The organism is Neptuniibacter sp. (assembly GCF_024231755.1).
GTDB lineage: Bacteria > Pseudomonadota > Gammaproteobacteria > Pseudomonadales > Balneatricaceae > Neptuniibacter.
Genome location: NZ_JAAEQH010000242.1, coordinates 1 through 21,461 on the forward strand (window position 1 = coordinate 1; position 21,461 = coordinate 21,461).

General features: G+C 44.7%; 20 protein-coding genes, 1 pseudogene and 2 riboswitches. Of the genes and pseudogenes, 15 read left to right on the forward strand and 6 right to left on the reverse strand.

All coding sequences use genetic code 11. From position 1 onward, the window contains the following. Positions 1 to 762 (reverse strand): annotated as a pseudogene (locus GY843_RS12905) (phosphomannomutase/phosphoglucomutase); the annotation flags it as partial. A gap of 54 nt (positions 763 to 816) precedes the next feature. Further along, positions 817 to 2,028, reverse strand: a complete 1,212-nt coding sequence (gene coaBC / locus GY843_RS12910; RefSeq protein WP_297310277.1) for a bifunctional phosphopantothenoylcysteine decarboxylase/phosphopantothenate--cysteine ligase CoaBC — start codon at positions 2,026 to 2,028, stop codon at positions 817 to 819. Positions 2,029 to 2,239: 211 nt separating this feature from the next. Here coaBC and radC point away from each other — a divergent pair, with 211 nt between their 5' ends. From radC to rpmG, 3 genes are all read left to right on the forward strand, one after another. After that, the gene (gene radC / locus GY843_RS12915; RefSeq protein WP_297310279.1) at positions 2,240 to 2,914 is read left to right on the forward strand and encodes a DNA repair protein RadC; all 675 of its coding nucleotides are present in this window, start codon (positions 2,240 to 2,242) and stop codon (positions 2,912 to 2,914) included. A 222-nt stretch (positions 2,915 to 3,136) separates the two neighbouring features. Further along, on the forward strand, positions 3,137 to 3,373 hold the full coding sequence (gene rpmB / locus GY843_RS12920; protein WP_297310281.1) for a 50S ribosomal protein L28: 237 nt from the start codon (positions 3,137 to 3,139) through the stop codon (positions 3,371 to 3,373). A gap of 11 nt (positions 3,374 to 3,384) precedes the next feature. Next, the gene (rpmG, locus tag GY843_RS12925) at positions 3,385 to 3,552 is read left to right on the forward strand and encodes a 50S ribosomal protein L33 (RefSeq protein ID WP_007023004.1); all 168 of its coding nucleotides are present in this window, start codon (positions 3,385 to 3,387) and stop codon (positions 3,550 to 3,552) included. 66 nt (positions 3,553 to 3,618) lie between these two features. Here rpmG and GY843_RS12930 read toward each other — a convergent pair whose 3' ends face one another. Then, positions 3,619 to 5,205 (reverse strand): cation:proton antiporter family protein, encoded by a 1,587-nt coding sequence (locus GY843_RS12930; protein ID WP_297310284.1) that lies wholly within the window; start codon positions 5,203 to 5,205, stop codon positions 3,619 to 3,621. A 176-nt stretch (positions 5,206 to 5,381) separates the two neighbouring features. Here GY843_RS12930 and mutM point away from each other — a divergent pair, with 176 nt between their 5' ends. The 9 genes from mutM (at position 5,382) to GY843_RS12975 (ending at position 15,612) form a co-directional block, all read left to right on the forward strand. Next, positions 5,382 to 6,194, forward strand: a complete 813-nt coding sequence (gene mutM, locus GY843_RS12935; protein WP_297310286.1) for a bifunctional DNA-formamidopyrimidine glycosylase/DNA-(apurinic or apyrimidinic site) lyase — start codon at positions 5,382 to 5,384, stop codon at positions 6,192 to 6,194. A gap of 83 nt (positions 6,195 to 6,277) precedes the next feature. Beyond that, on the forward strand, positions 6,278 to 7,138 hold the full coding sequence (locus GY843_RS12940; protein WP_297310288.1) for an alpha/beta fold hydrolase: 861 nt from the start codon (positions 6,278 to 6,280) through the stop codon (positions 7,136 to 7,138). 104 nt (positions 7,139 to 7,242) lie between these two features. Next, complete coding sequence (locus tag GY843_RS12945; protein ID WP_297310290.1) at positions 7,243 to 7,779, forward strand: phosphatase PAP2 family protein; 537 nt, start codon at positions 7,243 to 7,245, stop codon at positions 7,777 to 7,779. Between the two features lie 3 nt (positions 7,780 to 7,782). Continuing rightward, complete coding sequence (locus GY843_RS12950) at positions 7,783 to 8,826, forward strand: MJ1255/VC2487 family glycosyltransferase (protein WP_297310292.1); 1,044 nt, start codon at positions 7,783 to 7,785, stop codon at positions 8,824 to 8,826. 678 nt (positions 8,827 to 9,504) lie between these two features. Beyond that, positions 9,505 to 9,600: riboswitch (TPP riboswitch) on the forward strand. Positions 9,601 to 9,649: 49 nt separating this feature from the next. Then, complete coding sequence (gene thiD / locus GY843_RS12955) at positions 9,650 to 10,462, forward strand: bifunctional hydroxymethylpyrimidine kinase/phosphomethylpyrimidine kinase (RefSeq protein WP_297310294.1); 813 nt, start codon at positions 9,650 to 9,652, stop codon at positions 10,460 to 10,462. Between the two features lie 54 nt (positions 10,463 to 10,516). Continuing rightward, complete coding sequence (gene thiC, locus GY843_RS12960; protein WP_297310296.1) at positions 10,517 to 12,406, forward strand: phosphomethylpyrimidine synthase ThiC; 1,890 nt, start codon at positions 10,517 to 10,519, stop codon at positions 12,404 to 12,406. 72 nt (positions 12,407 to 12,478) lie between these two features. After that, entirely contained in the window at positions 12,479 to 12,712 is a 234-nt protein-coding gene (locus tag GY843_RS12965) for a hypothetical protein (RefSeq protein WP_297310297.1), read from the forward strand. 211 nt (positions 12,713 to 12,923) lie between these two features. After that, positions 12,924 to 14,948 carry a diguanylate cyclase gene (locus GY843_RS12970; RefSeq protein WP_297310299.1) on the forward strand — a complete coding sequence of 675 codons (2,025 nt, stop codon included), beginning with the start codon at positions 12,924 to 12,926 and terminating at the stop codon, positions 14,946 to 14,948. Positions 14,949 to 14,955: 7 nt separating this feature from the next. Then, complete coding sequence (locus GY843_RS12975) at positions 14,956 to 15,612, forward strand: bifunctional diguanylate cyclase/phosphodiesterase (RefSeq protein ID WP_297310301.1); 657 nt, start codon at positions 14,956 to 14,958, stop codon at positions 15,610 to 15,612. A gap of 15 nt (positions 15,613 to 15,627) precedes the next feature. Here the strand turns inward: GY843_RS12975 and GY843_RS12980 are convergent, their stop codons facing one another. Further along, positions 15,628 to 16,125 (reverse strand): winged helix DNA-binding protein, encoded by a 498-nt coding sequence (locus tag GY843_RS12980; RefSeq protein ID WP_297310303.1) that lies wholly within the window; start codon positions 16,123 to 16,125, stop codon positions 15,628 to 15,630. A gap of 203 nt (positions 16,126 to 16,328) precedes the next feature. Then, positions 16,329 to 16,403, forward strand: a riboswitch (cyclic di-GMP riboswitch). Between the two features lie 18 nt (positions 16,404 to 16,421). Beyond that, the gene (locus GY843_RS12985) at positions 16,422 to 16,682 is read right to left on the reverse strand and encodes a DUF5062 family protein (protein WP_297310306.1); all 261 of its coding nucleotides are present in this window, start codon (positions 16,680 to 16,682) and stop codon (positions 16,422 to 16,424) included. Between the two features lie 60 nt (positions 16,683 to 16,742). On the opposite strand from GY843_RS12985, the gene GY843_RS12990 reads away from it, so the two are divergent. Both GY843_RS12990 and GY843_RS12995 read left to right on the forward strand, forming a co-directional pair. Continuing rightward, entirely contained in the window at positions 16,743 to 17,501 is a 759-nt protein-coding gene (locus GY843_RS12990; protein WP_297310308.1) for a CHAD domain-containing protein, read from the forward strand. Positions 17,502 to 17,565: 64 nt separating this feature from the next. Beyond that, the gene (locus GY843_RS12995) at positions 17,566 to 18,195 is read left to right on the forward strand and encodes an MBL fold metallo-hydrolase (RefSeq protein WP_297310310.1); all 630 of its coding nucleotides are present in this window, start codon (positions 17,566 to 17,568) and stop codon (positions 18,193 to 18,195) included. Positions 18,196 to 18,282: 87 nt separating this feature from the next. Here the strand turns inward: GY843_RS12995 and pfkA are convergent, their stop codons facing one another. Continuing rightward, complete coding sequence (pfkA, locus tag GY843_RS13000) at positions 18,283 to 19,287, reverse strand: 6-phosphofructokinase (RefSeq protein WP_297310312.1); 1,005 nt, start codon at positions 19,285 to 19,287, stop codon at positions 18,283 to 18,285. A 169-nt stretch (positions 19,288 to 19,456) separates the two neighbouring features. Here pfkA and aceK point away from each other — a divergent pair, with 169 nt between their 5' ends. After that, a complete protein-coding gene (aceK, locus tag GY843_RS13005) occupies positions 19,457 to 21,190 on the forward strand; it encodes a bifunctional isocitrate dehydrogenase kinase/phosphatase (protein ID WP_297310315.1) in 1,734 nt (577 codons plus the stop codon). The last annotated feature ends 271 nt before the right edge of the window (positions 21,191 to 21,461 follow it).

Consider the following 21,461-nt stretch of genomic DNA (forward strand, 5'->3'; position numbering starts at 1 on the left):
ACCTTTGTTGGTAATGACGCCCACGCGGTCGCCATCGCCATCGAATGCAAGACCAAGATCCGCACCGGTTTCTTTTACTTTGGCAATTGCGTCGATTAGGTTTTTAGGTTTACCAGGATCGGGGTGATGGTTAGGGAAGGTCCCATCAACTTCGCAGTACATAGGAATGATTTCGCATCCTAATCTTTTGATCAGTTTTGGCGCTAGTTCACCTGGAATACCGTTACCGCAATCGACGACCACTTTGAGTTTTTTATTAAGGGTGATATCACCCAGAATGCGCTCTAGGTATTGTTCACGTAGATCAAGAGATTCCTGAGAACCCGTCCCTTCAGAATAATCCTGAGCGATAATACGCTGTTTCAGTTTTTGGATATCATCACCAGACAACGTGTGTCCGTTGATCATCATTTTGAAACCATTGTAGTCAGATGGGTTATGACTACCGGTAATCATTACCCCAGTACACTGCTCATCCTGGTGAGCAGCAAAATAGAGTGTAGGTGTTGGCACAAAACCAACATCTGTTACCTTACAGCCACCATCGATCAGGCCTTCTGAGAAAATCTGCTTAAGACCAGGGCTGGATAGTCTGCCATCAGCAGCAACATTGATATGGTTGCAGTTCTGGGAAAGCGCTTCTGCTGCAAATGCTCGACCGAGATGATAAACAGTGTCATCGGTCAGGGCTGTACCAACAATGCCTCGGACATCGTAGGCACGGAAAATAGCGTGGTCTAGCGTGTTAAGTTGATAACGCATGTTAATCCTTTAATGTACAGAAGTGATTAATTCGGCCTGATATTATTGTTGGAATTAGTTACTGGTAGCTGCTTTGTATTGAAAAGCAATTTTTTCAATTAAACGGTTTGCCAGTTGACGCTTTGATGCCTGCGGAAGTTCTTCTGCTTCTGTTGCAGAGATAACTGTTACAGCGTTTTCATCACTGTTGAATCCGATATCACTGCGCGATACGTCATTTGCGATGATCAAATCCAGATTTTTCTTTTCCAGTTTTCCGCGAGCGTACTCAAGTACGTCTTTAGTTTCGGCTGCAAAGCCAACCGTAAATGGCTTGGGGGAATTGCTTGCTACAGTAGCAACTATGTCTGGATTTTTTACCAGATGTAGCTCCATTATCTCTTCTGAACCTTTCTTTATTTTGTGTTCAGAGATAGCGGTAGGGCGGTAGTCCGCAACGGCTGCTGCCGCGATAAATATGTCGCACAGGGATAGATCTTGCAGTGAGGCTTCTAACATCTCCTGAGCACTTTCTACGGATACCCTTTCCATGCGGGCTGGGGCTGGCAGATTCACAGGTCCGCTAACCAACTTAACTTTTGCTCCTGCTTCAACCGCGGCCTCAGCCAGTGCATAACCCATTTTCCCTGAACTATGATTGGAAATGTAACGCACCGGGTCCAGAGGTTCACGGGTGGGGCCGGCCGTAATAAAGACGGTTTTTCCAGTGAGGCTGCCGGTCTCAAACTGATCAGCAGTGTTATTAGCTATCTCTTCTGGTTCTAACATGCGGCCTGGGCCCGTATCTCCACAAGCCTGTTCACCAATACCGGGGCCGAACAGTTTAATACCACGTTTTTTTAGAATTTCGGTATTTTGCTGAGTCCCCGCATCTTTCCACATAGCCTGATTCATGGCTGGAGCAAGGCAGATGGGCGCTTCGGTAGCTAAACAAAGTGTTGTTAATAGATCATCGCCTTGGCCTGATGCTAAACGGGCCATAAAGTTCGCGCTGGCTGGTGCTATCAAAACCAGGTCTGCCCATTTCGCTAACTCAATATGGCCCATACCTGCTTCTGCTTCAGCATCCAGTAGATGTAGATGTACAGGATTGCCAGATAGAGCTTGGAGAGTCAGTGGAGTGATGAACTCAGTTGCAGATGGTGTCATAACAACTCGGACATCAGCGCCAGCGCCTTTTAGTAGTCGAGTTAGTTCTGCGCTTTTATAAGCAGCAATGCCACCGGTGATTCCCAGAATGATCTGTTTGTTAGTAAGTCTCTGCATACTTGCCAGCTACTGATATCTATAGTGTGGAGATCTGCAGGAGGTGAATCCTGAACGATCTGAATTGGATCGCTACCATATCATTTCTTGGTGAAATTGCGTAGATTGTATTTAAGAAAGCAGTGAATAAGTTGCGCATAATAATGGGGCTTCTTCGTAGGCTTTCTAGCTTAATTCATCAAGGATTGATGATTTCTCAGAGGGAATTGATATGTCTATCTTAAATTGGCCAGTCTCAGAGCGTCCACGGGAAAAGCTTCTTAAGCAGGGAGCGGATTCTTTATCAGATGCTGAACTATTGGCGATCTTCTTGCGGACGGGGGTTCAGGGCAAAAGTGCTGTGGATCTATCTCGCGATCTTTTACTCAAATTCGGCAATCTCAGAGTCTTACTGGAGAGTTCACAGGATGAGTTTTGTGCTGCTCATGGGTTGGGTATAGCAAAGTATGCTCAGTTGCAGGCTGTACTTGAGATGAGCAGGCGCCATTTGCAATCCAGGTTGGAAAAAGAGAGTGCGTTAGAAAATCCACAACAGGTCAAAGAGTATCTTTCGAGTTGTTTAAGGCATCACTGCAGGGAGGTGTTTGCTTGCCTGTTTCTTGATAATAAGCATCGGGTTATCTGTTTTGAAGAACTGTTTTGGGGGACAATTAATGCTGCCGCTGTTTATCCGCGCGAAGTGGCGGCCAAGGCGTTAACCCATAATGCTGCGGCGGTCATACTTGCTCATAATCATCCTTCTGGAGTTGCAGAGCCCAGCGCTGCTGATGAGCAGATAACCAAGCAACTACAACAGGTACTGGAAGCTATCGAAGTGCGTGTTTTAGACCATATGGTGGTGGGTGACCAAGAGATAGTTTCCTTTGCTGAACGAGGGCTGCTTTAAGTGATCGTAAATCGTGAGAAATAAACTGGTTAAAGCGAAAGCACTTGTGTATAATGCGCGACCTTCTATCCACACTCCGGTACGGTTTCTTGTTCAGTTACGGGACGCTCCGCCTGAGGAATGGTTGGGAATCTGGAGAGTGCAGAGCTAAATCCTGGTAACCCATTCCAATAAATAACGAAAGGATAGAATCGTAACCATAAATTTTGGAAGGCTTTAATAATGTCTAAAGTTTGCATGGTAACTGGCAAGCGTCCAGTTACAGGGAACAACGTTTCCCACTCACAGCGTAAAACTCGCCGTCGTTTTCTACCAAACCTGCACTGGCACCGTTTCTGGGTAGAGAGCGAAAACAAATTCGTACGCCTGCGTGTTTCTTCTAAAGGCATGCGTATTATCGATAAAAAAGGTATCGACGCAGTTCTTGCTGATGTTCGTGCCAACGGCATCAAAGTTTAAGGAGCTGAATCATGGCTAAAGGCGCACGCGAAAAGATCAAGCTGGTTTCCTCTGCAGGTACTGGCCACTTCTACACTACTGACAAGAACAAGCGTAACACTCCTGAAAAGATGGTGTTCAAAAAGTACGATCCAGTAGTTCGTAAGCACGTTGAATACAAAGAATCTAAAATCAAGTAAGTTTTTAGATTCGATAAAAAAACCCGGCTGATGCCGGGTTTTTTGTGTCCGTAAGATTGTGCGATTTTACGCTCTTTCTGGATCACGTTTGTAATCGATCAGCTGTAGACTCTCTTCGGCAAAACCGAAGCCAGCTTCAGTGTAGAAGTTAAATACTCTGTCTATACCGCCGGCAACTAACGCTTCGTGTTCATCTGGGAAGCGTGCAATAGCGGCAATCTCACCCTGATAGTTTGCGCTGTGTAACTGCTCGCTTATATTTAGCATATCTTCGATGGATGGTAGGGCAAGCAGGACCAGCTTAATATCATTGGTGTGCATCTTCTCCCACAGATCGGCATCTTCACCGTCACCGTAGAAAACATGCAACCCTTTACCTTGCAGCTTAGTAATATGCTTTCTATCTGCATCCATTCCCCAGACTTTATCGCCGACCATAGAGTGTAGTGCTTTGAAGGCACCTTTACCAACACGGCCTAAACCGATAACGAGAATGTCAGACTCTTCTGGCTGTATAAACAAATCTTCCGCCAGCATCTTGTCGCTTTCATATTTTTTGATGCTGTCTTTGTACTTTTTATACATGCTGTGCGCTGACCGGTAAACCAAACTGGTCAGGATAAAGGAGAGTGATACGGAAAGGGCAAGAATGACTAACCACTCTTTGTCCAGCCAGCCACTATCCACACAGAGAGCGGCAACAATCAGGCCGAATTCACTGAAATTAGTTAAAGCCAGCGCACATAGATATGAGGTGCGACCACGTAGATCAAGGGTAGTGAATATGTAGAAGAACATGATGTACTTCAATGGAATCAGTACTGCCAGGATTGTTGCCATTCCAAGCATTGACCATGTAGGTAGTGCGGTAAAACCGATCGAGAGGAAGAAGCCGATCAGGAATATATCCTTAAAACTCAGAAGAGATTTGGTTAGCTCGCTAGCCTTTGGATGTTGGCTCAGGAGCATGCCGAAAATCAGTGCGCCAAGATCACCTTTTACTCCTACCAGTGTGAATAGTTCATAACCACCTAAAGCAAGGAAGAAACCCACCAGAGGAAGAAGCTCACCGTGCCCTGCACGCATGAGGAGATGGTTGAATAGCGGGCGTATCAATAATAACCCGAACAGAAGAAGTGCCCATGGAGATGGAATCTTGCCGGTTGCCGCAACCAGAAAGAGTACTGCGGCGATATCTTGCATGACCAGTACCCCAATGGCCAATTGGCCGTGCCTGGTCTTCATTTCGCCGCTCTCTTCGAGCAATTTAACAATACATACGGTACTGCTGAAGCTGAGAGCAAAACCGATCAGTGCCGCTGATTTAAGGTCAAGGTCTGAGAAATATGGAATTGATAGTGCCCCTAGTAATAGAAATAGGGAGCCAACCACCAGAGTCCAGACTGTCATATGAGATAGCGTCCCAGCCCAGACTTCGGTTTTTAACAGGTCTTTGACATTAAGCTTAAGGCCGATGGTAAACAGCATCAAAGTGATACCTAAATCAGCAAGTGTTTCCAAGCTTTCGACAGGTTCAATGCCTATAAAATGCAGAAAAAAGCCGGCAAATAGATAACCAATTAGTGGCGGCATACCAACCAGTCGCATGGTATAACCACAAACAAAGGCAAATAAAATCCAGATGAAATCCATAACAAACCTGTCTAGTACATGAGCTTGATGTTGATAAGTGAATAAGCCCAATTGGGTGCAGAATGTACCACGACTGGAGCTTCCTGTGGATTATGAAGCGATAAAAAGGCCGTTTTTGTGTTAGTCTGAGTATAAATTAATAGCCTACCTGAATAAAAAAGCCCATTTCCTGAAAAATGCCAGAACTTCCCGAAGTAGAAACCACATGTTGTGGTATTGAACCTCATATCAAAGGTCAGCAGATCCAAAAGTTAGTTATAAGGAATCCTAATCTAAGGTGGCCTGTTCCGGATTTTCTGGCCGACACGATTGAAGGAAAGGTTGTTGAGAATATCAGCAGGAGAGGGAAATATATCCTTCTGCAGATTGCATCGGGTTCTGTCATGATTCATCTTGGCATGTCAGGAAGTATCCGCATTGTTAAACCAGATCAGCCAGTGGAAAAGCATGATCATCTGGATTTCTGTTTTTCTGATGGGGCGGTGATGCGTTTTACTGATCCTCGGCGCTTTGGTTCTATTTTATGGCAGCCCCAGGGAGAAATTCACGAACTTCTACATAAGTTGGGCCCTGAGCCACTGAGTGATGAGTTTGATGTGGATTATCTGAAGCAGAGATGTGAAGGGCGTAAAACTGCCATAAAACAGCTGATTATGGATAGTCATGTTGTGGTTGGTGTGGGTAATATCTATGCAACAGAAGCCCTGTTTCTGTGTGGCATAGACCCGCGGCGTGCTGCGGGTAATATATCTAAACCAAGGTTAGCTGAGCTGGTGGTACAGATTAAACAGGTACTGGCAGCAGCGATCGAACAGGGTGGAACAACATTAAAGGATTTTGTTGGGGGAGATGGAAAACCCGGTTACTTTAAACAAAAACTAAATGTGTATGGACGTAAAGGTGAGCCTTGTGTGAAATGTATGGCTCCTCTATCTGAAGTACGTTTAGGGCAGCGATCTACAGTATTCTGTAAACACTGCCAGCGCTAGTTGAGAAACTTATGTCTGTACAAATTAGACCACCAGTCTTATCCCAGGAAAATTGCAGTTTTCGTATAAACCTCAGGGATAAGATGGAGCTAGAGCAGTATCTACAGCATCGCACAGCTTTCTGTATTGGTGAAAATGCAGTGCACTGTGAGTTGTATGAGTATTCTGCTGATGCACCTACTATTATTTTTCTTCCTGGAATCGGAACTTACTGCGAACTCTATGGAGAGATGCTCTATAAACTCTCACAGAAGGGGTTCAATGTAATAGGTATTGACCCATTGGGGCATGGCTATTCTGGAGGGGCGCGTGGGCATTACACCGTTGAACAGATGTGTGAGGCTGTGTCGGATGTTCTGGATGTATTGCAGCAGCGCTATAAAGGCCCATTTGGGGTCTACGGATACTCCATTGGGGCATTGTTGGCTGTAGCGGCTGCGGCGGCTGATGAGCGTTTGTCTGCCGTGTTGTGTGGTACTCTACTTGTGCCTGATTTGGCTCCTGATTTTACTTATCGTATGGGGTGGAACTGGACCTGGGCATCATCTTTGTTTTTACCGGGCTTTAAACTTCCTCTGAAATCCTTTGTTGATTTTGAACAGTTGTTGAAGGGCCATCCTGCAGCAGAAGAGATCAATAGAGACCCTCTCATCGTATTTGATTACCCTTTGAAAACCCTTTCTAGTCTGTTTAATCACCATTGTCAGATCGTCAATAATGAGTATGAATTTGATGCGGCAATACTGCACGGTGACCGGGATGAGGTTCTGCCTGTAAGCTATTCAAAAAGGGTGATGGAGTATTGTAACCAGCCTATGGAACTCATGGTTATGGAAAGACAGGGGCATATGGTTCCTTTCCTTAAACCTGACCTTGTCGTTTGTCTTGCTGCACAGTGGTTCGAGTCCAAGTTTATTAAAGAGATGGCTTCAGCTGTACTATAAGTCGTCCAAGAATCTGTCATAAAAGTGTAAATCTGCATTCACAGGAATGTCACCTGATTCTTTCATTATGCGCAATATGAAAGAGTACCTGGAGATCTCCTGTTATGAGTGCTATCAAGTTATTAACGACTTTTGATCTGTTCGCATTTAACTGGTGCCTTGGTCTGCCTCGTGCCCCGGAGCTGGCTAAAGTAAGTCGTCAGGTTTCCCGTTTGGGCGATGGCGGGTTATATCTGGTATTAGGTATGTCACTGGCAGTTTTTGAGCTGCAGAATGGCATGCTATTTTTTATGGCAGGTTTGTTAGCCTATTCGATCGAACTGCCGCTGTATCTTCTGCTGAAAAATACCATTAAGCGTGATCGCCCCTGCGATGCGCTACCCTTTGAAGCTTATATCGTTCCTTCCGATAAGTTCAGCTTTCCGTCCGGGCACTCTGCGGCTGCATTTGTTTTTGCAACTCTGATCGCTCACTTCTATCCCGGCTTTACTGAATTTGCATATTCATTAGCTGTGCTGGTGGGTGTATCGCGTGTTCTGCTAGGAGTTCATTATCCAACGGATATTGTAGCGGGAGCTGCTTTGGGAATGAGTAGTGCGTTGATCGCCTTAAATTTCCTGCCAGCATTAATGACTCTTTAAGCCATGAAAATTTTATACGGTGTACAGGCAACGGGAAATGGTCATATCACTCGTGCCAGGGTAATGGCACCGGCTCTAGAAAGAGAAGGAATCGAAGTCGATTATCTGTTTAGTGGTAGAGAGCCGGAAAAACTCTTCAACATGGAACCGTTTGGCGACTATCGGTGCCGCCGAGGTTTAACTTTTTATATGGATGGGAGTAGGGTCGACCATCTCAAAACGTTGACCAAAAATAACCCTCTTGAATTGATCCGAGATGTTCGTGCTCTGGATCTGTCTGGATATGATCTGGTTGTGACAGATTTTGAGCCTGTAACGGCTTGGGCTGCAAAACTTCAGAGAGTGCCTAGTGTTGGAATAGCACATCAGTATGCATTCCTGCATAAGCTGCCTGATAGTAAAACTGGTTTTTTTCTTAAACAGCAGATGCAGATTTTTGCTCCTGTTCAAAAGGCCGTTGGTTTACATTGGCATCATTTTGATCAGAATATTTTCCCTCCGCTTATTCAGCCTCCTCTTTATTCACCAAGCAATGACGACAGAAAGGTTGTGGTTTACCTTCCGTATGATGATCCTCAAGTAATTCAGTCGGCTTTGTCTATCTACGTGGATTATGAGTTCTTCATCTATACGGCTGTAAATGAGCCTGTGGATAAAGAAAACATACACCTTCGCCCGTTTTCCCGGGATGGTTTTCAGCATGATCTGGCTAGTTGCTCAGGCGTGATCTGTAATTCGGGATTTGGGCTGTTAAGCGAGGCAATCCAATACGGGAAAAAAATCCTGACCTTACCGCAGAAAGGGCAGGTTGAGCAGGAATCAAATGCAGAGGTGTTACAGCACTTGGGGTTAGGTATTGTTATTGAAAGCTTAAATGATGAAACAGTCGAGAGTTGGTTAGAGTTGCCTGCGCCTGCTCCACAGATGATGCCTGATCTTGCATCTGTGCTTGCTCGTTGGATAGCTGCTGGTTGTGAGGAGTCTTTGCAGAGTTTGGTGGACATAGTCTGGCAAGATTCTGGTCTGACAGGGGTTGTAGCAACCTAATTGGTAGTAACTGGTTTTTTGAAAGTGGACAAAACATCCAAAGCTTCATAGAAATATGGAGCTTTTTTGTTATTAGAGAGAAAAAGATGGGGGGCGAGGGGGACGTTCCTATCCATGAAACATCCCCATCATTGGCTTCCGTAATCCTTGCGGCAAATTGTCCTAGGGCATCAGTGCCATCCTTTCCGCTTATCGAGGCCGTCCTTGTTATTCATTCCATGAACAGGAGATCCACAACTTCAATTATGAGTATCTGAATATTTTTTTATATAAGAAAAATTCTTAATTTTACTTACTATAGACAAAAGTATAGGTGTGAAGAGTGTGGGTTTGATCGGTGTGGGATAAAACAATATTGAGGGCTATAAATAACAAGAGGGCGCTTCTTCCTGAAGCGCCCTCTTGATTGGCATCCATATTCCTTGCGGTGATAGTCCTTACCGAAATCCTTATCGCTGCTTCCTGCCTTCCATTTCCGCTTATCTAGGCCGTCCTTGATATTCGTTCCGTGAACAGGAGATCCATGGCTATTAATGTAGAACAGGTTCTAAGAGAAAAATATAAGAAAAATTCCTAATTTTTGCCTTTTTTGGTATTTTTTTATCAATTGAACGGTTTTCATCTGAAGAAATGCTTATTTTCTGGACAGAGTATCCTAGATGTAATTAAATTAACTACCTGTCTTGGTCGGGGTGCCCTTATTGTGGGGCTGAGACTATACCCGTTGAACCTGATCCGGTTTGTTCCGGCGTAGGAAATCGAGATTAATAATCTATGACATCATTTTTTCACTACATTCTGGTTGCTTCAAATGAGGGCCGGAATGTCAGATAAGCCAAACCCAATCTTTAATGCATTGACCATCGCGGGGTCTGATTCCGGAGGTGGTGCAGGAATTCAAGCGGATCTGAAAGCCTTTTCTGCATTGGGTGTGTATGGCAGCTCCGTTATAACGGCTCTTACAGCGCAAAATACCAAAGAAGTGCGCGGTGTTTTTTCTGTCACCCCAGAGTTTATACAGCTTCAGTTAGCAACTGTTTTTGATGATATCCATATCTCAGCAGTTAAAACAGGAATGTTAGGGGACAGTGCTGTTGTCGCGGCTGTGGCGGATTTCCTAAAAAAACAGGATGTCCAGCTGGTGGTTGACCCGGTTATGATCTCAAAGAGTGGTAATGCTCTGCTTCGACCGGAAGCCGTACAGACGCTTATTACCGAACTCCTTCCTCTTGCGACACTGATTACGCCAAACCTTCCAGAAGCGTCGGCTATGTTGAGCCAGTCAGAACCGCAGAATATTGACGAGATGAAAAAGGTTGCAGAGGGGATTCATGCGCTGGGAGTAGAGAATGTTCTACTTAAAGGTGGTCATCTTGTGGGAGAAGACTGCCCGGATATCCTTTTTGATGGAAATGAATTTACTGAGTATCAAAGTTCCAGGATTGATACCCAGAATACCCATGGAACGGGGTGTACATTGGCTTCGGCAATTACTGCATATTTAGCTCAGGGTGAAACAGTCAAAGATGCAGTAGCCAAAGCCAAAGATTATATCACTGCAGCGATTATGCATGCGGATGAACTTAATGTGGGGACCGGTCATGGTCCGGTGAATCACTTTCATGCGCTTTGGTGACGTTTTCGAGTCAATGGCCGCGTGTGAAAATTATAAATAAGAACAGGTTGAAAGATGGTAGATAAAACACAGCAGAATCAGGCATTAAGTAAGACGGCAACGGTAGATAGCGATTCGGTTCAGCCGTTCCCTAAATCACGTAAAGTCTATGTTGAAGGTACTCGTCCTGATATCCGTGTGCCGATGCGAGAGATCTCTTTGGATGATACGCCTACCGGCTTCGGCGGTGAGAAGAATGATCCTCTCTATGTTTACGATACTTCTGGCCCTTACACCGACCCTGAAGTTTCTATCGATGTACGTAAGGGCTTAGCACCTTTGCGCGAAAACTGGATTCTGGAGCGTGACGATACCGAGCAGCTGGACGGACTGACGTCTGAGTATGGGCGTGTGCGTGAAGCAGATCTGCGCCTGGATGATCTACGTTTTGAACTGCAGCGTAAGCCGCGTCGTGCCAAGGCCGGTCAAAATGTTACACAGCTGCACTATGCGCGTCAGGGCATTGTTACCCCTGAAATGGAATACATCGCTATCCGCGAGAATATGAAATTAGCCAAAGCAAAAGCGGAAGGCAATATGGTTGCTCAGCAGCATCCTGGGCATAGCTTTGGTGCTCAATTGCCTGAAGAGATTACGCCGGAGTTTGTACGTACTGAGATTGCGGAAGGTCGTGCGATTATTCCAGCAAATATTAACCACCCTGAGTTAGAGCCGATGATCATCGGCCGTAATTTCCTGGTTAAGATCAACGGTAATATCGGTAACTCGGCCGTGACCTCGTCCATCGAAGAGGAAGTGGAAAAGATGACATGGGGGACGCGCTGGGGTGCGGATACCATCATGGACCTTTCTACCGGTAAGAACATCCATGAGACCCGTGAGTGGATTCTGCGCAACTCGCCAGTACCAATCGGAACAGTGCCAATTTATCAGGCGTTGGAAAAGGTAAATGGTGTAGCAGAAGATCTGAATTGGGAAGTATTTAAAGATACCCTGATTGAGCAGGCGGAGCAAGGTGTGGATTACTTTACAATCCATGCAGGAGTATTACTGCGTTATGTGCCAATGACGGCTAAACGTATGACCGGTATTGTATCCCGTGGTGGTTCCATCATGGCGAAATGGTGTCTGGCACATCATGAAGAAAACTTCCTGTACACCCATTTCCGTGAGATCTGTGAAATCTGTCAGGCTTATGACGTTTCGTTCTCTTTAGGTGATGGTCTACGTCCAGGCTCTGTTTACGATGCCAATGATGAAGCGCAGTTCTCTGAACTTGAGACGTTGGGTGAACTAACCAAGATCGCCTGGGAGTACGATGTACAGGTGATGATTGAAGGTCCAGGCCATGTGCCGATGCATATGATCAAAGAGAACATGGATAAGCAGCTTAAAGAGTGCCACGAAGCGCCGTTCTATACGCTGGGTCCATTGACCACTGACATAGCGCCAGGCTATGACCATATTACTTCAGGTATCGGTGCCGCAATGATCGGTTGGTATGGCTGTGCCATGCTGTGTTATGTGACACCAAAAGAGCATTTAGGCTTGCCGAATAAGGATGATGTGAAAGAAGGCATTATCACCTACAAGATTGCGGCCCATGCAGCTGATTTGGCGAAAGGCCACCCTGGGGCTCAAATTCGCGATAATGCGATGTCTAAGGCGCGCTTTGAGTTCCGTTGGGAGGATCAGTTTAATATCGGTCTGGATCCGGATACAGCACGGGCTTATCACGATGAGACCCTACCGAAGGAATCCTCTAAAGTGGCGCATTTCTGTTCTATGTGTGGACCTAAATTCTGTTCTATGAAAATCTCTCAGGAGGTTCGCGAGCTGGATGATTCTGAAGTGGCTGCGATCAATGCCAAAGCAGAACAGGGGATGCAGGAAAAGTCAGCTGAATTTAAAGAAAGTGGTGCTGAGATCTATCATAAAGTGTAAGCACAGTTAGGTTTAAGCTCTAGGATTCCAAAAGCCGCCTCTCTAGTGCGGCTTTTTTATGAGATCAAGATTATGAATGATGAACTGATGAAATATCTGCTGGTGGCGGCGCTGATTCTATTTGCGTTTATTCCCGTCACTTTGAATGCGCTTAAGCGGCGTAAAGAGAATCCCCCACCTATGGCTGCTAATGACCGAAAATTATACCGCTTGTGGCGTTCTGATCCAGAAGCATACCAGCGCCAGTACGGTGATATGGATAAGCAGTATCTGGCAGCTCAAAAAGCAAAAGGGGATAAGCACTGAAGTTGTTTTTTTTGATCTAGGTCAAATTAATCACACAACTTTACACATCGTATTATGGAGAATATCTAGTGCAGTGGTTACCATTTGTACAACCACTTAAAACCATGTCCTGAGGGAACTTAGCAATCAACTCTTTATTTTCCCGCTACTATCTGAATTTTTCAGACCGTTCGTCCGGTTCTGGGGTTTTCCTATGGATAGGTATTAGCGGATGAATGAGAGTCCCTTCCTTATTCTGGTCAATAATGTAGCTCTGTTGTTAGCTGTAGGCGTTCTCTATGATGCCTTTTCTTTGTCGACTACGCGGCTCTCTCTTAGTAAGAAAGTTATTACTGGTTTGTGTGTTGGTTTGTTAGGCATCGGTTTGATGTCGATGCCTTTAGCCTCCGTAACAGGCGTCATCATTGATGCGCGTTCAATACTGCTATCTGTATCAGGTCTGTTTCTGGGGATTGTTCCCACGCTAATAGCTGTTTTCATGACAGTTGTGTTTCGTTTAGTGGAAGGTGGGCAGGGAGCTTTTGCCGGGATTCTGATTATCATAACCAGTGCCGGTGCAGGGTTGCTTTATCGCTCATGGCGCGGGAAAAATTCTGATGTAATTCCATGGTTAGATCTTTACCTGTTTGGTGTTGCTGTCCATTTGGTTATGTTGACCTGTTTACTGGCCCTGCCTGGGGCTGCTGTAGGTCAGGTATTACGTGATGTGGCATTGCCAGTGTTGCTAGTGTATCCAGCAGCGACTGTTGCGTTAGGGGTTTTGCTTTCACATCAGAAGATGCGACGAGTTGCCGAGTTGGCGTTACAGAAGAGTCAGCGGGAAAGCGATCTTTCCCGTCAGCATTTAGAAGCAACGTTGGCTGCGATTCCTGATCTGCTGTTTGAAATGGATACTAATGGAAAGTATTACACTTGCCATGCTACAGATGCTGCAGACCTCGTAGCCCCTGCGGAAGAATTGATAGGCAAAACTGTTTATGAAGTGATGCCTTTTGAAGCTGCTCAAACTGTAGTCGATGCTATTCATGAGGCTAACCACAAAGGGGCTTCTCACGGCTATCAGTTGTTGCTTCCACTGCAAAAAGGTGATCGTCAGTTTGAACTTTCGGTTGCTAAAAAAACATCAGATCAGTTATCGGATTCAAATGTTCGATTTATCGTATTATCACGTGATATTACCGATCGAAAAAAGGCTGAGCAGGAGTTACATATTGCTGCGACGGCATTCGATTCGCAGGAAGGTATGCTGATAACTGATGGTGAATTTAAAATCCTCAGGGTTAATCACGCTTTCACCCGTGTTACGGGATATGAGCCTGATGAAGTGATTGGCAAAACACCTGCTGTTTTGAGATCTGGTAAGCATAGCCATGAGTTTTATCAACAGATAAAACGAGCGCTTGAAACCGACCGCTACTGGCAGGGAGAGGTCTGGAATAAACGTAAGAATGGAGAGGTTTATCCTCAGTCGCTAACTATAACTGCAGTGCAGGCTGAAACAGGTGAGATTACAAACTTTGTCGGCGCTTTTACGGATATAACACAGCGTAAGAAAAATGAAGAGGATATCCATAAGCTTGCTTTCTATGACCCTTTGACGGGTTTGCCAAATCGGCGATCTCTGCAGGAACGTTTAGATAGCGCTCTACATTCTGCTAGTCGAACAGAGCAGCTCGGGGCTGTGCTCTTTATCGACCTGGATAACTTTAAAAACCTCAATGACACGCAAGGGCACGACATGGGGGATCAGCTGCTGATTAAAGTAGCTTCCCGGTTGGACAAGTGTGTTCGCAATGCTGATATGGTCGCACGTCTCGGGGGCGATGAATTTGTAGTGATTCTGGAAAACCTTGGTGGAGATGAGTGCTCAGCACAGAATGCAACCCGGGAAATTGTTGAGAAGATTAATGTATCTCTGTTTCATCCTTTTCATATTGAAGAGGAGTATTACCACACCTCATGCAGTATCGGTGTGACGCTGTTTAGCTCTGGTGATAGAACTGATGAAGTGATGAAACGTTCTGATATGGCAATGTATCAAGCTAAATCGGCCGGTAAAAATACTTATAAGCTGTTCGACCCCGATGCGCATCAGACACTGTTTAGCCAAGCCGCTCTTGAAGTTGAGCTACGTAAAGCGCTACCCCTTAAACAACTGGAATTGTTTTATCAGGTCCAGTGTGAGAAGGATGACATCATCGGTGCTGAGGGTATTGTTGAGGTGGCTACACCCTGAGAGGGGAATGGTATCTCCTGCCGAATTTATTCCTTTGGCTGAAGAAACTGGCCTGATTCTACCGATCGGGGATTGGGTATTAAGAAAGGCATGTGAGCAGTTAAGCTATTGGCAGAAAAATTCAGAAACTGCCGAGATGGTTTTAGCGGTGAATGTAAGTGCGCGTCAATTTGCTCAAGAGCACTTTGTTGAAGATGTAACTCAGTGTATTGAGCAATATGGCATTAAGGCGAACAAATTGAAGCTTGAGCTTACAGAAAGCCTGGTCTTGATGGATATAGAAGACACGATCGCAAAAATGCGCCGCCTGAAGTTACTTGGCGTTCGTTTTGCGCTGGATGACTTTGGTACTGGCTATTCCTCCTTGCTGCATCTTAAAAGGTTGCCTTTGAATCAGTTGAAAATTGATCGTTCCTTTATTCGGGATATTATGACTGATCCAGATGATGCTGAAATTGTTCAAACTATTATCTCTATGGGCCATAACCTGCGGCTTAATGTGATAGCGGAAGGGGTGGAAACCGAAGAGCATAAGAGCTTCTTATCGCAATGTGGCTGCAATTTTTATCAAGGGTTCTTACTTGGCAAGCCTATGCCAATAGAGGAGTTTCAGCAGGAGTATTTCTCAACTGAAACTGAAGAAGTGTTACTCGATATCTCTTAAGACCTGTAAATCAGTTTAATAGCTGATCTGCTGATCCCAGAATGTTTCTAACTGCCTTAGCTTGCCACGCAGATTGTTGAAATCGTCACCTTGTAACAGCTGTTCGGCATTAATTAGTTCAAGGTGCTGATCGAATAGCTCGGCGATGAGCGCATGTATAGCTAGGCCTTTCTGACTGAGCTTGATGCGTACAGAGCGAAGGTCGTGCTCTGAACGTTCCTGTTTTATATAACCGTTACCCACCATTTTCTTTAAATTATAAGAGACATTGGATCCCAGATAGTAACCGCGGGTTCTTAGCTCACCAGCAGTCATTTCACGGTCGGCTATGTTGTGAAGTAGTAAGGCTTGTACGCTGTTGATATCTGTGTAGCCGAGTGCTTCCAGGCGGAACTTGAGTAGATCAAGAATGCGGCGGTGAAGACGTTCGATGAGTCGGAGACATTCGAGGAAGTCAGTTCTGTTTTCATGAGGAGTATTATCTGATGCTTCCATCTGCTTTGATGTCTCCAAAGTAAGGTTCCGTTTCTCTATATTTATCAAGAAAATAAAAAGATAGTAAAGACTCTAAGATCATTATTGTGCGTTTAGTTTGTCCTAATTCCAAATGCGTATTTAGTAATATTTGCTATAGCTGCTAGTATTAATCCTAGACTTAATGGAACCTGAATCTATGAGGTTCTGTTTCTTTAGGTCGTTCCAGCGAATAGATCCTCTCTCGAAAATGGCAAACCCTGAGCAATCAGGGGGCGCAAAGCAACAGGTCCCACGTGGATGGCTGTGCTGCCGAAAGAGAGCCCCTGTTCTTATCAGCTTTTCAGTGGATGCCCATCAGGCAGCTGGCGCTGTATCCAAAGTGCCAGTTTGTGTTTCATATGTAGCTCGTTCTCCTGATCTTTAGCAAGTGCCTGGATCAAGCCATCATTTACTAGTAGGCGATAAAGCGCTTCTATTTTGGAGGAAGCGCTATCAGTTCCTTCAAACTTGCCCGCGCCGCGTTTCTCAAAGTAGATCGTGCCGACACGCAATGCTTCCTTCACTAGTTCTGCTTCATGCTTTAGCTTTTTCATAATCTTCTCTTCTCAGGGGCTATGCTATATGCAGTCCATTTGATTAACTGTGGCCTTAAAATGAAAGGAAAACAAGCAAATAGTTCGATTTTAAAATCACCTACGTACCTCGAATTGCGCGGGTTACATAAGCAGCTGCTAGCGACCGATTCGGAACTTGATAATGAGCAGGTGCATAACATTAGAGTGTTATGTAAACGGGTCCGCGCAGAAGCTCTACTGTTAAAGTCAAAGAAACAGAGAACTGGGCTAAAAAAGCTAAGTAAAATGTTAGCCAGGTACCTCGCTCCGGCGCGTGATGCTCAAGTTAGAATTGAAACGTTTGATCTCCTTGTTGCAGGGAAAGATGTTTCTCTTGGTGAGCTCAGGTCTGCACTGGTAGGTGATTTGGATGGAATCCATATTGATTCAGGCAAAGTCATTGGGTTACTCGATTCATTGTTAGTTAGATGCAAAGTCTTGCGGGCAGAGGTAGAAGGTGTAAAAAGAAAATCTTTAGCCAAGGCTCAACAGAAAAGTCTTAAGCTGTATCAAAAGCTGAGTCATACTCATAAAAGCACTTATCACGATTGGCGTAAGTCGGTGAAGTCCTTTCTATATCTGCTTAAATTGCTTCCTGAAGGCAAACGTTCAAAGGAATATAAATTGGTAAAGCAACTGGCTGATAAGTTGGGGTTGCTTCATGATCTCCATGTATTCGAAGAATTTGTTGTATCTAACTATCGGGATTACCTGGCTGGTCTGCGATGCTTGCTCGATCAAAGGGAGCAGAGGTTATTGCAAGAGATTGATGCTCTCTCAGTTGAACTCTATGGGTAATCTTCACGATGCTGATATAATCCCTCTTTCCTGAACTTTAAATCACTGTGAGTCAGAATTTGCTATGAAATATCGTGTTATTCCTGTTACTGCATTTCAGCAAAATTGCACCCTTTTGTGGTGTGAGAACAGTAAAAAAGCGGCAGTAGTCGATCCGGGTGGGGATCTTGAAAAAGTTATCGCGGCTGCTGAGCAGGAAGGTGTAGAAATCGAGAAAATTTTACTGACCCATGCACATATTGATCATGCAGGTGGCACAGCAGAGTTATCAAAATCGAAGAGTTTACCGATCGAGGGGCCGCACCTTGGTGATAAATTCTGGATTGATGGAATTGCTCAGCAGTGCTCTATGTTTAATTTCCCACTTTGTGAAGGATTTACGCCAGATCGATGGTTGGATGATGGGGATTCTGTCCAGGTAGGCGAAGAGATTCTGGATGTAATTCATTGTCCTGGGCACACACCAGGCCATGTCGTGTTTTATAACAAAAATGATCAGGTGGCGCTGGTGGGTGATGTATTATTTAACGGCTCTATCGGTCGTACAGATTTCCCTCAGGGTAACCATCAGGAGTTGATCGACTCCATTAAAAATAAGCTTTTCCCGCTGGGTGAAGATGTTGAATTCATTCCTGGTCATGGTCCGGGTTCTACTTTTGGTCAGGAAATGCAAAGTAACCCGTTTGTTCGTTGAGCTTTGGCTGTTTCTTTAGCAGTATGACTACAGTGAGCGGCTCAATATTCTTAAGCAATATTGAGCCGTTTGCCATTTTCTATAAGGCTATTTGTGCAGAAGCAGAGCACGTTGAAACAGCATTTCATCCAGCTGTTTATTTTTCTCGATTACTTGTTGTAGTGGTGTTTCACATATAGTGCCGCTTCTTACCCCGATCATCACATCGTTGTATCCCGCACATAAATAATCAACAGCGGACGCTCCAAGGCAGGATGCAAGCATGCGATCGTGCCCAGTAGGGCTTCCTCCGCGCTGAATGTGGCCTAAAATGCACACTTTTGCATTCTGGTTATGCGTCTTGAGCTGATTGGCCAGGTTATAAGTCAGGCCCGGTGTTTGTCCTTCTGCGACAACAATAATGCCGCTGGAACCTTTGCCCTGAATTCGATTGTTGGCTAGCTGGAAACAGATAGATTCGACCTGTACTTCATATTCCGGGACAACAATCATCTCTGCACCACAGGCGATGCCTACATGAGTCGCGATAAAGCCTGAATTTCGCCCCATTACTTCTACCAGAAATAAACTTTCATGGGAGAGGGCGGTATCCCTGATTTTATCGATAGCATCAAGCGCTGTATTTACTGCGGTATCAAATCCGATTGTGTCATCGGTTCCGTAAATATCGTTATCAATAGTACCGGGTAACCCGATAACACGGATATCGTTTTCAACAGATAAAAGGTGTGCGCCTGTGAGTGAGCCGTCACCTCCTATAACAATCAGGCTATCTATGCCTTTCTCTTTAAGTACTTCCGCTGCCTGATGGCGTACTGCACTGTCTTTAAAGGCTTCACAGCGATCACTTTTAAGAATGGTGCCGCCGCGTTGCACAATGTTGGTCACTGAGCCTGATGTCATCTCTTCCAAATCACCAATGATTAAGCCGCTGTAACCTTTATTGATGCCAAAGACTTTAATTCCCTGATGTAAAGCAGCGCGGACAACACCACGGATAGCTGGGTTCATGCCTGGTGAATCACCGCCGCTTGTAAGAACTGCAATGGCTTCGGGCTTATGGTCAGCAGTTAATGAAGGTATCTCGTACATAGTATTTCCATTATCTGAACAGTCGCTTTTAGCTTAGACCGGAAAGATGTTAGTTCTGTTTCATTATTGTTCATTTGTTATGGAAGTTCATGTGTGATGTGTCCGATACATGACACTCGATAAGTGCTGAACCATAATGGATTGATCAGCCTTTATGTTGGAGTGAGCTATGAGAAGGAAGGGGCATCAGCGCATTGCCGCTCAGGTGATGGTGTTTTTTGCTGAATACAGGCTGTGCTTTCAAGAGATTACCTTATGCGCTCAAGAGTATTTTGAAGCTGCTGATTGGCAGGCGATTCAGTCTCTTTCTGCAGAACGTATAGATCTTTATGAGGAGATGGTGCAAGAGGCTGCCACTTCACTCGCCGCTGAATTTGGCGATGCTCTTATCAATCCTGACCTATGGCATCAAGCCAAGCAGTATTACACACGGTTGATTCTGCAGAGAACCGACCCTGAACTAGCTGAGACCTTTTATAACTCAGTATATTGCAGCGTCTTTAAGCATCACCATATTGACGGCGAACATATGTTTATCCGTTCATCGCTGGTGGGTAATGAAATCAATTCCGGTGATCAGATCTTTAAAAGCTATTCCATCCACGATGGTGGTTTAGTGAACATGCTCAAGCGGATGATGGATGATTACACTTTCAACATTCCCTGGGAAAACAAGCGAAGGGATATACGTAATCTGGTGCAATATGTTCGTCAAAAACTTCCAGATAGTGTGTTAGCAGATCAAGAAACTACAGTAGAGATTGTTAAAAGTGTCTTTTACCGCAACAAGGCTGCCTACATTGTAGGTAGGGTACACTTTGATCACAGTAGTGAGCCATTTGTGATTGCGGTGCTCAATAATGAGAATGGGGCTCTATATATAGATACAGCTTTAAGTGATGAAAATGATGTGTCCGTTGTATTTAGCTTCACACGCTCCTACTTTCTTGTAGATATAAACGTACCCTCAGAATTTATAAGATTCTTAAATACCTTAATTCCGGCAAAATCCAAACCTGAGTTATATAGCTCGATAGGTTTTTATAAACAGGGTAAAGCAGAATTTTACCGAAACTTAGTGGACCATTTAGAAATCTCTGATGATGAATTTGTTATAGCGCCTGGCATTAAAGGCATGGTGATGACTGTGTTCACACTGCCGTCCTTTCCTGTGGTGTTTAAAATCATAAAAGATCGTTTCTCATCTTCTAAGCAGATCACTCGTGATGTTGTGAAGCAGAAATATCAACTGGTAAAGCGCCATGATCGGGTGGGGCGTATGGCTGATACTCAGGAATTTACAAACTTTAGTTTCCCGCGCGAGCGTTTTTCTGAAGAACTGATTATTGAACTTAAAAAGGTGGCCGCTTCGTCTCTGGAAATTACAGAAGATGAAGTGGTGATTAAACATCTATGGACAGAGCGTTATATGACTCCGCTTAATATCTATATCGATAATGCGCTAGAGAGAGGAGATGAGACTGCACTGATTAATGCGATCAATGAATTCGGTAAAGCGATTAAGCAGCTAGCCGCAGCGAATATATTTGCTGGAGATATGCTCTTTAAGAATTTCGGGGTGACTCGGCATGGAAGGGTAGTGTTCTACGACTACGATGAGATTATGTATCTCACAGAGTGTAATTTCAGAGTGATTCCTGAGCCAATGTACCCTGAGCAAGAGCTGGCTGATGAGCCATGGTATTCGGTGGGGCTTAATGATGTGTTCCCTGAAGAATTCAGTATGCTGACGGCATGCAACCGTAAAGTAAGAAAAATATTCAGCGAACTGCATGGCGATCTGATGGGTGTGGCTTTCTGGAAAGAAATGCAAAGCCAAGTTAAAGAAGGTGATGTGGTTGATGTGTTTCCTTATCGAAAAATAAACAGATTCCAGCGCTAGATTTTGGAAATTCTACCTCTAAATCTGCAATTGGTACTTCTTCTGTATGCCTAGTGAACAAATATGATGTTTCCTGAAGTTTTTTCTATATTTTTTAAACTTTTTTTAGATTCCCTGTTGACCTGATTTCATATGTCTGTAGAATTCGCCGTCCTTGCTTAGGGAGGCCGCAAATTAAGGCGGTTTTGAACGAGGTGAGGTGTTGAGTAAGTGATTGAAAACATTGGTTTTTAAGATTGCTTACGCAGCAGGATTCAAAGTGCCGACGCTG